Genomic DNA, 12,827 nt, shown 5'->3' on the forward strand with positions numbered 1-12,827 from the left:
GCCCGGGCGCGGAGTGGAACAAGAAACTCGCTCTGGAACGATAGACATCAGGGAGTCTTGCCCTTGAGAGGTCCAGTGATGATGTTCATTGAAAAGAACGACCCGCCGCTAACGCTGCAGCTAACGGATGAAGATAAGTTGAAATTGAAGACTGAGGCGCTCGCGAGAGAGGACCGCTGGGTCAAGTACATTATCGACGGCTTGGCGGGCGACCTCAGAGACGTGAAGCACTGAAGTCTGCCGCCTGGGGCAAGGGCGGGGGCCCGACTGAGTTCTGGTTAGCATTGAGGACCGCGCTCAACGCACTTTGCGAGACGGAGAAGGCTTACGCGCTGCGTGGTCTCTTTTTCTTGCACTCGGCCAATATCCAGTCGCGAAATGCTTTCATCGCAGGTGAGAGCTTTTTCGATTTCAGGGTCGTGAGCCAATAGGATCCCAGAAAGGCTTGACTGTCATAGGGGCAAACCAGCCGCTTGCGCGCCAGGTCGTCGGAAAACAGCACGACCGGCAACAGCGAGACGCCGGCGCCTTGAGCTGCCGCATGCGCCAGGGAGACCGACGAGTCAAAAATCGGGCCGGTCATCCGCGGTTGCCTGCATTTTGCCGCCTCGAACCAGTGCGCCCATTCGCCCGGCCGATACGAGCGCAACAGCACCTCCTTGTGGAGGTCGACCGGATGTTTGAGGCGCTTCGCGACATCAGGCGCGCACATCGGTGTGAAATGAGCCTCGACCAGACGCTCGGCGTTCGTTCCGTGCCAAGCACCGTCGCCAAAGCGAATGGCGTAGTCCAATCCTTCGCCGCCGAGGTCCACGCGGTTGTTGTTCGCGAAGATCCTGACGTCGATATGCGGATGGCTCGAGGTGAAGCTCCCGAGGCGAGGAAGCAGCCAACCCGACGCAAACGTTCCGACCACGCCGATGGCGAGGCTCTCACGCATGCGGCCATTCTCGAACCGATCCAGGACCTGACTGATCTGGCTGAAGGCGCTCGCTATGACGGGCTGTAGCGTCTCGCCTTCTTCCGTGAGAGCAAGCCCGCGGGTCAGTCGCTTGAAGAGCTTGACGCGCAGACTCTCTTCCAGGGTCCGCACCTGCTGGCTCACGGCTGCCTGCGATACCCGAAGTTCGAGACCGGCCTTGGTGAAGCTCAGATGGCGCGCCGCCGCCTCGAATGAGCGGAGCGCGTTTAGAGGCAGACTGGAAATGCTGGCGGGACGGCGGGCCATTTTGATCCAAGTTTTACTTATGGATGGCCTTACGAAGCATCGTTTGTCAATTGCCGGAGCCAGACGCAAAACCTCGCTGCAATCTTCGGGAGGTCACGATGCTCACACGACGTCAATTCGGCTCATCAACACTGGCGGTGGCCGGAAGTCTCTTCCTGCCGGGCGTCTCAGGCGCTGCGTCAAGTGGAACCGCACCGCTGATCGAAGCCATCAAACAGTTGGAGCTGAAGAGTGGCGGCCGGCTCGGCGTGTCCGTGCTCGATACAATGACCGGCGTTCCGATCCATCACAAGGGAGACGAACGCTTTCCGATGTGCAGCACATTCAAGGTCCTGGCCGCCGCGGCAATCCTCAAAGCCGCGGGCAGCAAGCTGGAAGCGCTTGAACGACGAGTTCGTATCGAACAGGCCGATCTCGTCGAGTACTCGCCCGTCACCCGCGAACACATCGGCGGAGAAGGAATGACCCTCCGCGAGCTCTGCGACGCGGCCATCACCCGGAGCGACAACACGGCCGGTAACGCGCTTCTGAAAAATATCGGCGGTCCAGCCGGCTTGACCAGCTTTGCGCGGAGCCTCGGCGACGACATCACGAGATTGGACCGGACTGAAACCGGGTTGAACGAGGCCAAGCCCGGCGATCCCCGCGACACCACGACTCCAAATGCGATGGCCGCCAACTACCGACGCTTGCTGCTCGGTGACGTCCTGCTCCCGGAAGGGCGTGATCAACTCGGCCAATGGCTCATCGCCAACAAGACCGGGGATACTCGTTTACGCGCCGGGTTGCCGCAAGGCTGGCGGGTGGGCGACAAGACCGGAGCAGGTGAAAATGGCACTGCCAATGACGTCGCGATCGTTTGGCCGCCCAAGCGTTCGCCGCTCATCATCGCAGTCTACCTCACCGGCGCATCGCTCGACCCAAATGGACGGAATGATGTGATCGCATCAGTCGGTCGGGAGGTCGGCAAGGCCTTCGGCTGACGATCGTGTGCCCGTCTTACCCCGCTCTTGCCGCGCGTCGCAGCGCCTGCGAGGGCAACGCGCAAGCCGACCAGCCGGTCGCGCACCCATTGTGAGGCGCGCCCCCAAAGCCGAGCTTGATGGTTTGCGGCTCACCGACGCCGCGAGGAACATCAATTCAAAGATCCAGTTAAAGCCGCTCATCCCAAGGAGATTCCACGATGAGATTTGCCGTAATCCTGGTTCTCGGTTCGCTCGCCATGAGCTCAGCAGCCAAAGCAGATCAACCCGGCCCCGACTGGATGCCGATGGAGCAAGTGAAGGCCAAGTTGATGGAGTCCGGCTATTCGCAGGTCACGAAGCTCGAAGCCGACGATGGGCGGTGGGAGGGCGAAGGCATCAAGAACGGAAAGAAGATGGAATTCCATGCCGACCCGAAGACGGGTGCCCTTTTGAAAGAAAAGCCCGATCACTGAGCATATCGAGGGCGCTCGCGGGCATGGAGAGCCCTACCCCGCCCGCGCCGCGCGGCGCAGCGCCTGCGGCGGCTGGCCGAAGGCGCGGATGAAGGCGCGGCGCATGCGCTCGGGATCGCCGAAGCCGGTCGCCTCTGCGACCAGCTCGATCGCCTCGCGCGAGGACTGCACGCGCTCGCGTGCGACTTCGAGGCGAAGCCGCTCGATCGCCTTCGACGGCGTCGTGCCGGTCTCGGCGGCGAAGGCGCGGGCAAAATGCCGCGCGCTCATGCCGGCGCGATCGGCGAGGTCCTCCACCGTCAGCGGCGCGTCGAGATTTTCGCGCGCCCAGGACAACAGCGCGCCGAAGCGGCCGTTCGGCGTCTTCAGCTCCAGCAGCGAGGAGAACTGCGACTGGCCGCCGCTGCGGCGATGGTAGAGCACGAGGTGCCGCGCGGCCTCTTGCGCGACCTCCTCGCCATGGTCCTCGGTGACCATCGCGAGCGCCAGATCGATGCCCGCGGTGATGCCGGCCGAGGTCCAGACATTGCCGTCGCGGGTGAAGATCTGGTCCGGCTCGAACTTCACCTTCGGATAGCGCGCGACGAAATCGCGCGTCCGTCCCCAATGCGTGGTGGCGCGGCGGCCGTCGAGCAGCCCCGCCTCGGCGAGCACATAGGCGCCCGAGCAGACGCTCGCGACGCGCACGCCGCGCCGCGCCAGCCGCTGCACGAAGGCGCACGTGAGCTCGCAGCGCGCGGCATCCGCAACGCCCGCACCGCCCGCGACCACCAGCGTCGTGATCGCATTCGCCGACTTGAAATCACGCGCCATCATCTCGACGCCCGACGAGCTGCGCACCAGTCCCGCGCTCGCGGCCAGCACGCGCAGCGCAAGCGTCTTGCCCGTGCAGCGCGCCGCGACCTCGAACACCGAGATCGGACCGGCCGCATCAAGCAGCTGGAAATCCGGGAAAATCAGGATGCCGATCATAGCCGATGTCCGAAATAGAGGGAATTACGCCATTTCAGACACAACCGCACCATGCCAGTCTTCGCGCGTCAAGCTCATCTTTGGAGGACCTGCCGATGTCGTCACCGCTCCAGATCGGTCTTCTGGTATTTCCGCGCGTCACCCAGCTCGACTTCACCGGTCCCTTGCAGGTGTTCTCCATGGTGCCCGGCGCGAATCTGCATCTGATCTGGAAGCGGATCGAGCCGGTGCCGAGCGATTCCGTGCTGACGCTGACGCCGACCACGACGTTCGCCGACTGCCCGCAACTCGACGTGATCTGCGTGCCCGGCGGCGCCGGCACCAACGACCTGCTCAACGATGAGGAGGTGCTCGATTTCCTGCGCAAGCAGGCCGAAGGCGCAAAGTATGTCACCTCCGTCTGCACGGGCTCGCTGGCGCTCGGCGCCGCCGGTCTGTTGAAGGGCTACCGCGCCGCGACCCATTGGAGCGCGATGGAGATGCTCGGCCAGTTCGGCGCCACGCCGACCAGGATGCGCGTCTGTGTCGACCGCAACCGCATCACCGGCGGCGGCGTCACCGCGGGAATCGATTTCGCGTTGACGCTGGTTTCTCTCATGATCGATCGCACTACCGCGGAAGCAATCCAGCTCCAGATGGAATACAATCCCGCCCCGCCATTCAATTCGGGCTCGCCCGACACCGCGCCCGCTGAAGTATTGGCCTTGCTGAGAGAGCGCGGCGCGCAAAACCAGGCGCGGAGGCTCGAGGCGGTCAAGCGAGCGGCGGAGCGGGTGAACTAGCCTCTCCTCTCGTGTCCCGGACGCGGTGCGGCACGCAGTGACGCCCCGCAGAGCCGGGACCCACGCCACTGGGGTGCTCTTGGATACCTTGGTCCCGGCTCAGCAGCGCATCACTGCGTGCTGCGCAGCGTCCGGGGCACGAGCTCGGCACAACAGAAAAAGGCCGCTCGGTTTCCCAAGCGGCCTTTCCTGTCTTACGGCGGCTGCACATTCCATCGGGCGATTTCGGAACTTCCAGACCGGGGGCCTATCTCCCGATCGAGTCCTGGTCGGCGGCCGCTGCATTTCGGGACAGTCGCGAACTGTGGCCCGAACCGAACGCGATGGTCTCCCATCTCCGTAAGATGGGGGCATTGAGCCGCATGGCTCGCACGGCCGCAACGTTCGCGCAGACGCCGTCCCCGCTGTTCCCGTTGTCCACAGCAGGGGTGAGGCGGATGGGCGTGCATCCAACCGAACGATCGAGATTGATGGCGGACGGAAAGCCTAGCCAGGCGTCCAGGGCTGATAATCGCCGGTCGCCTTCGGCCGCTTGCCGCTGGCGAGCGTTGAGCCCGAGGGCCGATAGGCCTTTGCCGTGCCGGTGAGATTCGGCTGGTGCGGCTTTTCCCACTCGCGCGGCTGATAATTGGCCTCGGTCGGCGGAACATCGACGGTGTGATGCATCCAGCCATGCCAGGACGGCGGGATCCGGCTGGCTTCGGCGTAGCCGTTATAGACCACCCAGCGCCGCTCGAAGCCAAGCGTCGGGTCGACCACCCCACCGCGGGTGCGATAGTAGAGATTGCCCTGCTCGTCCTGGCCGACCAGCTCGCCGTACCGCCTGGTCCAGAGTTGGGTGCCAAAAGTCTGGCCATTCCACCAGGTGAAGAACTTGAGGAAGAACTGTTTCATGCGGCAAGGGCCCTGCTTCGTCGGGTCCTGATGCCATCCGGGCGGCGAAATGTCCAGTTCGGCGGGAGCGGCGGTCCCCTCCGCAATGAGCGGCCCTCGAAACGAAGGTTGCCGCAAATCGGACGCGATCCGTTCATGCCGGGTACAGCGCTCGTGCGCGAGCCTTTCATTCACGCGCAAACCGGCGTGATCGCAGGAACCCTGGCCCGTTCATAGGGTTTGCTTCCGGGAAAAGGAGTTTACTCATGAAAAGTCTGAAAGTTTTGAGTGCCGCTGCCGCGGTAGCATTGGTTCTCCCGCTGGCGACGCCGAGCTTCGCACAGGGTCACGGTGGTCGTGGTGGTGGCGGTGGCGGCGCACATTTCGGCGGCGGTGGTGGCGGTGGCGCTCACTTCGGTGGCGGCGGCGCACGCATGGGCGGCGGCGGATTCGGTGGCGGTGCGCGGATGGGCGGCGGCGGCGCCGCCTTCCACGGCGGTGGCGGCAATTTCGCAGCCGGTGCAGCGGTCCGCCCGAGCGGCGGCACGTCGTTCACCGGTGGCGCAGCCCGTAACTTTGCGGCCGCCAGCGGCGGCACTTGGCAGGGTCGCGGTGGCAACTGGAGCGGCCGCGGCGGCACTTGGAACGGCGGGCACCATCATCGTCACGGCGGCCGCGGCGGCTTCTGGCCCGGCTTCGCGGCGGGTGCTGCGATCGGCGGACTTGGCTCCTACGCTTATTATGGCGGCGGCGGCTATTACGGCGACCCCTATTACTATGGCGACAGCTACTATGACGAGCCGTCGGTAGCGGTCGTTCCCGATAGCGGCGGCGATTCCGTGGCCTATTGCTCGCAGCGCTTCAAGTCATATGACCCGGCTTCGGGCACCTATCTCGGCTATGACGGCCAGCGTCACCCCTGTCCGTAAGCACTCCAGTCACGCTTGAAGGAAGGCGTCGCATCGCTGCGACGCCTTTTTTCGCATCCTGTACGCCTCGGCGATTTCGCCGCATCGGGCCCATCGCCGGCAATGATGCTGCTTACAAGTCGACATAACGGGACCTTAATTCACCGCACCGTGCATATCTACCCCGACCCAATCCAAAATTGACCAGGGACACGATTCGCGGATATCACCAACAACGATGGGGATTTCGATTACTGGGAAGTGTCATGCCGCGTCTCGTGGTTGACGACGATCCGATGGTCGGCGCGACCATCGAGGTCCTCCTCCAACGTCAGGGCTTCGACGTCACGCTGGCCGACGGTGGCGAAACAGGACTGGCTGCGCTGGAAGCGCAGGCCTTTGAGGTGATGCTCGTTGATATCTTCATGCCGCATATGCGCGGCTTCGAGTCCATCCGCATCTTCCATGAGCGCGCGCCGGCTACTCCGTTGATCGCGATGTCCGGCTACGCCTTCGCCTCATCCGCCTCGCCCTCTCCCGATTTCCTCCGCATGGCGCTGGAGCTCGGCGCTACGCGCTGCCTGCGCAAGCCGTTCACGCCGGAAGCGCTGCTGACTACGATCCGGGAATGCCTCGCCGGTCCGGGCGAGAGCACACAGCCGAAGGACAAGAAAGAAGCCCCTTGATCCCAACGCAGCGCGTCATTCTCGGTGCTGGACTTGCCATCCTCCTGATCATCACGGCCGCCTCGATCGCCCTTGACGTCAAGTCGCGGTCCGACGCGGCCTGGGTCCATCAGACCGTCCGGGTACAGAAGAAGATCTCCGATCTGCGCGTGCTGCTGCGCCGCGCCGAAAGCGCCGCGCGCGGCTACGAACTCTACCGCAGCCCGGCCTTCAACGCCGAATTCCAGGCCGTCCGAGCCGAGATCGCGCCGGCCCTCGCCGAACTCAAGCGCGCCGTGCGCGACAATCCGGATCAGGTCAAGCTGCTGGAAGGCACCGAACCGCTGGCCCTGCGCCGGGTCGAGATCGCGGCCGAGGCGATGCGCCTTCGCGCGGCGGGCGACCAGGCCGGCATAGCCGCGCTCAACGGCAAGGCCGAGGGCCGCGGCCTGATGGACGCCGTGATGGGCAACCTCGACCATCTGAGCGCGGAGGAGGAACGCGTGCTCGCCGCGCGCTCCCAGGATTCGCGCCGCACCGGCATCGTGCTGCTCGGCATCGACGTCGCCGGCGCCCTGCTGATCCTGCTGCTGGTCGCGCTGGTGATGCGCGAGAGCCGGCGCGCGACGGTCGAGCTCGAGAGCACGCTGAGCGAGACCACGGCTGCCAACCACGCGCTCGAAGCGGCGGTGGCCGAGCGCACCGAACACCTCGTCAACGCGCATGACGAACTGCGCCTGTCGGTCAATGTGCTCCAGAGCACGTTTCACAGCATGGCGGAGGCGGTGCTGGTCATCGACGCCGAGGGCAACGTCCTGCTGTCCAATCCGGCCGCGGAGCGCATGCTGCTGCATCGCACCGGCATGAACCTGCGCAATCTGCGCTCGCTGTCGGATGTGTTTCACGGCGACGGCGTCACGCCGCTCAAGGCCGACGAGCTGCCCTCGGTGCGCGTGCTGCGCGGCGAGAAATTCGAGGACATGGAGATGATCGTCCGCCCCCACAGCGGCAATCCTCCGCGTCATCTCATGATCAGCGGCCGGCCGATGCTGGACGGGCAAGGCGACATTTCCGGCGCGGTGCTGGTCTATCACGACGCGACCATGTCGCGCGAGACCGAGCGGCAGCTGTACCAGTCGCAGAAGCTGGATGCGATCGGCAAGCTGACCGGCGGCGTCGCACACGACTTCAACAACATGCTGACCGTGATCTCCGGCAACACCGAGACGCTGGTGGCGAGCCTGAAAGAGCAGCCCGAGCTGCAGCGCGTGGCGAGGCTGATCGACGAGGCCGCCGAGCGCTGCGCCGAGCTGATCCAGCATCTGCTCGCGTTCGCGCGCAGGCAGCCGCTGCAGCCGCGCGACGTCGAGATCAACGCCGCAATCGCCGACATCGCAAAACTACTGCGCCCCACCCTCGGCGAGCAGATCCAGATCGAGACCGTGCTGGAACAGGGGCCGATGACCGCGCATATCGATCCGTCCCGGCTCACCAATGCCGTGCTCAACATGGCGATCAACGCGCGCGATGCCATGCCGAACGGCGGCAAGCTGCTGCTGGAGACTCACCGCGTCGTGCTGGACGAGGCCTATGCGCAGGCCCATGCAGACGTGGTGGCCGGCCCCTACGTGATGCTCGCCGTCAGCGACACCGGCACCGGCATGTCGCCCGACATCCAGCTGAAGGCGTTCGAGCCCTTCTTCACCACCAAAGAGGTCGGCAAGGGGTCAGGCCTCGGCCTCTCCATGGTGTACGGCTTCGTCAAGCAGTCCGGCGGACACATCAAGATCTACAGCGAGGAAAGCCACGGCACCACGATCAAGCTCTATCTGCCGCCGGGCGATGGCATGGCGGACGTGGCCGCGACCGGCGCGCCGCAGATCGAAGGCGGTGCCGAGACCATCTTCGTCGTCGAGGACGATAGCCTCGTGCGCACCTTCGTCACCGCGCAGCTGCAGAGCCTCGGCTACAAGACGATTGCCGCCCCCGACGGCAAGACCGCACTGGAACTGATCCATGCGGGCCAGCCGTTCGATCTCCTCTTCACCGACGTCGTCATCCCCGGCGGCATGAGCGGGCGCGAGCTTGCCGACGAGGTGGCCAAGCTGCGGCCGGGCGTGAAGGTGCTCTACACCTCCGGCTACACCGACAACGCCATCGTGCACCACGGCAAGCTCGACGACGGCGTGATGCTTCTGACGAAGCCCTATCGGAGAAACCAGCTCGCGGAGACGATCCGCAAGGCACTGGGCGGCGACGGGATGGCCGCGGGCTAACGCGCCGCGAGCGAACCAGGAATCGTGCTCCTAAATCCGGGTCCTAGAGCGCGATTCTCTATCTCATTTCGACGCGCTGTGCCGCGTCGGCGTCAACGTGCTGGTAAGGACGGCCTCGGAGATCGAGAATGTCAGCCAGGTGTTCCAGCCTGACGGCCGGTTGGCAGCGGCAAACTCGCCATAACCCTTCAAGCCGAGAAAAGCATGGTTGCTCCCGATCGGGAAGATATATCCGATCTGGGGGCCGACGCCGAAAACGCGCGAGCGGAAGCCGCCGAGAACGGCCGGCTGTCCGGAATCATCCGTGATCTGCTGGTAGCCGTAACCGACGAAGCCGACGAAGATCTGCTTCGACAGGAATTGCGACACGCCCCAGTCGAAATGGAAATCGATGCCACTCTGGTACTGGGTGTCGGGGTTCTTGAAATTGTAGGTGAAGCCACCGACGCCGGAAAGTTCCGTGCCTGTCGTGGGATTCAAGTAAGTGTAGCCGCCGCCAAAATCGATGGCGCCGTGGCCGAGGCCGATATTGGACAGTCTGAGCGCACTGTAGTCGCCGACCGGTATGTCGCCCGCGCCATAAACCATGTAGTTGTGGACGCCATTATTCCATTTCAGCCTGAAAGTCGGATAGAGGTCGCCATAAGAGACGAGCGCGTCCTCTAGGAAGCCATTATGCGTAGAGACGATCGGTCCCGCCGCCGTCGTCAACGTCCCGGCAAGGCTCGCTGAATTTCTACCGTAGACGCTGGCCAGCGTCGCCGACAACTGGCCTCCGAGCACGGGCGTCGCAAATGTGTAGGTCGGCGCAATGAGCATCAGGTCGGCTTGGCCGTGCAAGGACAAATTGAGATCGATGTTGACGTTCGGCGAGAACCGCCCGACCTGGAATTCGCGCGACGCGGCAGCCCCGCCCGAAGCGCCCACGCTCGCGTGGTAATAGATCGCGGCGATCGACCAACCAGGTGTGCTCGGAGTTGCGGAGAGACTGCCGTAAAGGCCCGGCAACCAGAATGAAATGCCGCTTTCGTCGGCAAGGGCCATTTGCGGAGAAAGCACGGCAAGTGCCGCGGCAGCGAGTGCGCCACTCAACCGTCGTCCGCGCGCGATGTAACTCGTCATAACTGCTGCCCCCCGTCAATCTGCTGTCGTTTGATCGCCCGACTTTGGAACGAACCGTATCCTGCACTGCCGGTTGTTCAATCGGACAAACCTTTCTTCAACATCGCCGCCTTACGGCCCTCTACAGCTTCTTCACTGTCCGCCTTCTTCATGTCTTTCAACTCGACCGTCACCTGACTGATCTTGCCGGAGAACTTGAATGGCACCTTATAGGCTTCTGTTACTGGAGTACCCTCGTCCGCTCCGACATCCGCACCCTCGTCCGCCGAGAAGCCACAGCATTGGGTGCGATCTATCCGGCCCGAGGCAACATTCCTGCCGTTGACGAACAGCGTGCCGACTGCACCCTTTCCGATCCCACCGCCGTCATAGGCGAACTCGAAGCGGATCGTGGACTTTCCGGCGGGCAATGCCTGCTTCGCGGCTATTGTAAATCGCTGCAAACCAAGGAAATTGTAGGTGTAGGTGGGCTTGCCGTCCTTCAGGTACAAACTCCAGCCGCCGAACCTGCCAGCCTGGGCAAGGATCGCTCCGCTTGCCCCTGTGCCGGGAATTTCCACATCGGCGGTGATCGCATGCGAGCGGTTCTTCGTATTGATGAAGACGTTCTCGGACATTCCGATCATGCCCTCGTGAACCGTCAGCGAGGTGCGGCCGGCCATCAAGTCGGGCCGCCCGACCATGGCCGCGTTCAGCCGCTCCAAAGTCCGGTCGTCGAGCGGCAATACGGAATACTTGACCGCTTCACTGAGAAAGAGATCCTGGAGCTCCTTCAGCTTGTCCGGACTCTTTGCTGCAAGATCGTTCGTCAGGCTGAAATCGGACCGCGTGTCGTAGAGCTCCCAGATATCCTGATCGAGCGGCCTGCGATTGGTGGTTTCCCACGCCGCACGGTGAATCGTGCCGGCCAGCCAACCGTCGCTATAGATCGCGCGGTTGCCGAATATCTCGAAATACTGCGTCTTGTGCGAGCTTGGGGCTTTGGCGTCGGAAAAACTATAGGCCATGCTGACACCCTCGATGGGCGTCTGTGCCGTTCCATTGACGCTCTTCGGCTCGGGAACCTTCACGGCCTCGAGGATGGTCGGGACGATGTCGATGACGTGATGCCACTGCGAGCGCACCTCACCCTTGGCCGCAATGCCCTTGGGCCAATGCACAACCATGCCGTTGCGGGTGCCGCCGTAGCTCGATGCGACCTGCTTGGTCCAGGTGAAAGGCGTATCGCCTGCCACCGCCCAGCCAGCCGCATAGTGGCTGTATGTCATCGGGCTACCGAGTTCATCGTAATGCTTGAGAATGTCCTGAACGCTCTCCTGCACGCCGTTGAAATAGGTCATCTCGTTGAACAAACCGTTCATGCCGCCTTCGGCACTCGCGCCGTTGTCGCCGACGATGTAGAAGACCAGCGTGTTGTCGAGCTGGCCGGTCGCTTTGACGGCATCGATCAGGCGGCCGATCTCGGTGTCGGCGTATTCGCCAAAGCCGGCGAACACCTCCATCTGGCGAGCGAAGAGCTTCTTCTCGTCAGGGCTCAGCGCGGCCCAGTCCTTGATGGCTTCCGGCTTGGGAGCGAGCTTCGTACCGGGGGGCACCACACCGAGCTTGATCTGGCGGGCCAGCGTCTCCTCGCGCAGCTTGTCCCAGCCCTGGTCGAACTTGCCCTTGTACTTGGCGATCCATTCCTTCGGCACATGGTGCGGCGCGTGGGTGGCGCCTGGCGCGAAGTACATGAAGAACGGCTTATCGGGCGTCAGCGACTTCTGGTACTGCATCCAGTCGATCGCTTTGTCGGTCATGTCCGTCATGAAGTTGTACTTTGGATCTTTCGACGGCTCGACCTGAGTCATGCCGTCATAGATCAGCGGAGCCCATTGGTTGGTCTCGCCGCCCATGAAACCGTAGAACTTGTCGAAGCCCTGGCGCGTCGGCCAGCGATCGGTTGGACCGGAGGGGCTCACTTCCCACGCGGCAGTCTCGTGGTTCTTGCCGAAATGCGCGGTGCTGTAGCCGTTCAGCCGCAGCATCTCCGCGACGGTCGCCACGTTGTTGGGACGCTGTCCGGTCTGCCCCGGGAAGGTCGTCGCGGTCTCCGCGATCGATCCGAAATTGTTCATGTGATGGTTGCGACCGCTCAACAGCGCAGAGCGCGTTGGCGAACAGAGCGCGGTGGTATGGAATTCGTTGTAGCGCAGACCCTCGTTCGCCAGCTTCTCCACCGCCGGCATGTGGATCGGCCCTCCGAAGGCGCTCGACTGACCGAAACCCATGTCATCGATGAGGACGATCAGGACGTTGGGTGCACTGGCAGGCGCCTTGACCTCGAAGCGCGGCGGCGGCGTCGCATTGCGCGCGTCGAACACGGTGCTGTGCGGATATGCCGGCTCGGGAATGGGCAGAACGGTGCGATCGGTCGGCAGCACGACCGCGGGCGGAGCGACCTGTTGGGCATTCGCAGAAATTGGCAGCAGGGCGATCAAGGACAGCGCGGTGACGGCCGTTGTCATACGTCTCATGTCGGCTACCTCGGCGAGAGCAGAAACAGCAAATTCATTGATGAAAT

General features: G+C 63.5%; 12 protein-coding genes. 7 read left to right on the forward strand and 5 right to left on the reverse strand.

From position 1 onward, the window contains the following. The first annotated feature begins 78 nt into the window (after positions 1 to 78). Positions 79 to 234, forward strand: coding sequence for a hypothetical protein (locus tag IVB24_RS23510; RefSeq protein WP_247769212.1), 156 nt, complete (start codon positions 79 to 81; stop codon positions 232 to 234). Between the two features lie 91 nt (positions 235 to 325). Here the strand turns inward: IVB24_RS23510 and IVB24_RS23515 are convergent, their stop codons facing one another. After that, the gene (locus IVB24_RS23515) at positions 326 to 1,228 is read right to left on the reverse strand and encodes a LysR family transcriptional regulator (protein ID WP_247769213.1); all 903 of its coding nucleotides are present in this window, start codon (positions 1,226 to 1,228) and stop codon (positions 326 to 328) included. Between the two features lie 98 nt (positions 1,229 to 1,326). Here IVB24_RS23515 and bla point away from each other — a divergent pair, with 98 nt between their 5' ends. Both bla and IVB24_RS23525 read left to right on the forward strand, forming a co-directional pair. Continuing rightward, positions 1,327 to 2,211 (forward strand): class A beta-lactamase, encoded by an 885-nt coding sequence (gene bla, locus IVB24_RS23520; protein ID WP_247769214.1) that lies wholly within the window; start codon positions 1,327 to 1,329, stop codon positions 2,209 to 2,211. A 239-nt stretch (positions 2,212 to 2,450) separates the two neighbouring features. Beyond that, complete coding sequence (locus IVB24_RS23525; RefSeq protein ID WP_244637452.1) at positions 2,451 to 2,666, forward strand: PepSY domain-containing protein; 216 nt, start codon at positions 2,451 to 2,453, stop codon at positions 2,664 to 2,666. 33 nt (positions 2,667 to 2,699) lie between these two features. Here IVB24_RS23525 and IVB24_RS23530 read toward each other — a convergent pair whose 3' ends face one another. Continuing rightward, complete coding sequence (locus IVB24_RS23530; RefSeq protein ID WP_247769215.1) at positions 2,700 to 3,638, reverse strand: GlxA family transcriptional regulator; 939 nt, start codon at positions 3,636 to 3,638, stop codon at positions 2,700 to 2,702. Between the two features lie 95 nt (positions 3,639 to 3,733). Here IVB24_RS23530 and IVB24_RS23535 point away from each other — a divergent pair, with 95 nt between their 5' ends. Then, positions 3,734 to 4,420 carry a DJ-1/PfpI family protein gene (locus IVB24_RS23535; RefSeq protein WP_247769216.1) on the forward strand — a complete coding sequence of 229 codons (687 nt, stop codon included), beginning with the start codon at positions 3,734 to 3,736 and terminating at the stop codon, positions 4,418 to 4,420. A gap of 486 nt (positions 4,421 to 4,906) precedes the next feature. On the opposite strand, the gene IVB24_RS23540 is transcribed toward IVB24_RS23535, so the two are convergent. Continuing rightward, positions 4,907 to 5,314, reverse strand: coding sequence for an NADH:ubiquinone oxidoreductase subunit NDUFA12 (locus tag IVB24_RS23540; protein ID WP_166469487.1), 408 nt, complete (start codon positions 5,312 to 5,314; stop codon positions 4,907 to 4,909). Positions 5,315 to 5,559: 245 nt separating this feature from the next. Between IVB24_RS23540 and IVB24_RS23545 the strand changes: the two genes are divergently transcribed. The 3 genes from IVB24_RS23545 to IVB24_RS23555 all read left to right on the forward strand — a co-directional run bounded on the left by IVB24_RS23545 (position 5,560) and on the right by IVB24_RS23555 (position 9,142). Further along, on the forward strand, positions 5,560 to 6,222 hold the full coding sequence (locus IVB24_RS23545; protein WP_247769217.1) for a BA14K family protein: 663 nt from the start codon (positions 5,560 to 5,562) through the stop codon (positions 6,220 to 6,222). Between the two features lie 245 nt (positions 6,223 to 6,467). Next, positions 6,468 to 6,887, forward strand: a complete 420-nt coding sequence (locus tag IVB24_RS23550) for a response regulator (RefSeq protein ID WP_247769218.1) — start codon at positions 6,468 to 6,470, stop codon at positions 6,885 to 6,887. Next, positions 6,884 to 9,142, forward strand: a complete 2,259-nt coding sequence (locus IVB24_RS23555; RefSeq protein ID WP_247769219.1) for a CHASE3 domain-containing protein — start codon at positions 6,884 to 6,886, stop codon at positions 9,140 to 9,142. The genes IVB24_RS23550 and IVB24_RS23555 overlap by 4 nt, the downstream gene beginning before the upstream one ends. Positions 9,143 to 9,205: 63 nt before the next feature. Here the strand turns inward: IVB24_RS23555 and IVB24_RS23560 are convergent, their stop codons facing one another. Continuing rightward, on the reverse strand, positions 9,206 to 10,264 hold the full coding sequence (locus IVB24_RS23560; RefSeq protein WP_247769220.1) for a transporter: 1,059 nt from the start codon (positions 10,262 to 10,264) through the stop codon (positions 9,206 to 9,208). A 77-nt stretch (positions 10,265 to 10,341) separates the two neighbouring features. Next, positions 10,342 to 12,780 (reverse strand): arylsulfatase, encoded by a 2,439-nt coding sequence (locus tag IVB24_RS23565; protein ID WP_247769221.1) that lies wholly within the window; start codon positions 12,778 to 12,780, stop codon positions 10,342 to 10,344. Positions 12,781 to 12,827: the final 47 nt, after the last annotated feature.

Origin of the sequence: Bradyrhizobium sp. 192 (genome assembly GCF_023100965.1) — a bacterium.
GTDB lineage: Bacteria > Pseudomonadota > Alphaproteobacteria > Rhizobiales > Xanthobacteraceae > Bradyrhizobium > Bradyrhizobium symbiodeficiens.

Excerpts from the sequence above, each read along its gene's own strand:
- IVB24_RS23510 (WP_247769212.1), top strand. The coding sequence starts at position 79 with ATGATGTTCATTGAAAAGAACGACCCGCCGCTAACGCTGCAGCTAACG.
- IVB24_RS23515 (WP_247769213.1), bottom strand. The coding sequence starts at position 1,228 with ATGGCCCGCCGTCCCGCCAGCATTTCCAGTCTGCCTCTAAACGCGCTC.
- bla (WP_247769214.1), top strand. The coding sequence starts at position 1,327 with ATGCTCACACGACGTCAATTCGGCTCATCAACACTGGCGGTGGCCGGA.
- IVB24_RS23525 (WP_244637452.1), top strand. The coding sequence starts at position 2,451 with ATGAGCTCAGCAGCCAAAGCAGATCAACCCGGCCCCGACTGGATGCCG.
- IVB24_RS23530 (WP_247769215.1), bottom strand. The coding sequence starts at position 3,638 with ATGATCGGCATCCTGATTTTCCCGGATTTCCAGCTGCTTGATGCGGCC.
- IVB24_RS23535 (WP_247769216.1), top strand. The coding sequence starts at position 3,734 with ATGTCGTCACCGCTCCAGATCGGTCTTCTGGTATTTCCGCGCGTCACC.
- IVB24_RS23540 (WP_166469487.1), bottom strand. The coding sequence starts at position 5,314 with ATGAAACAGTTCTTCCTCAAGTTCTTCACCTGGTGGAATGGCCAGACT.
- IVB24_RS23545 (WP_247769217.1), top strand. The coding sequence starts at position 5,560 with ATGAAAAGTCTGAAAGTTTTGAGTGCCGCTGCCGCGGTAGCATTGGTT.
- IVB24_RS23550 (WP_247769218.1), top strand. The coding sequence starts at position 6,468 with ATGCCGCGTCTCGTGGTTGACGACGATCCGATGGTCGGCGCGACCATC.
- IVB24_RS23560 (WP_247769220.1), bottom strand. The coding sequence starts at position 10,264 with ATGACGAGTTACATCGCGCGCGGACGACGGTTGAGTGGCGCACTCGCT.
- IVB24_RS23565 (WP_247769221.1), bottom strand. The coding sequence starts at position 12,780 with ATGAGACGTATGACAACGGCCGTCACCGCGCTGTCCTTGATCGCCCTG.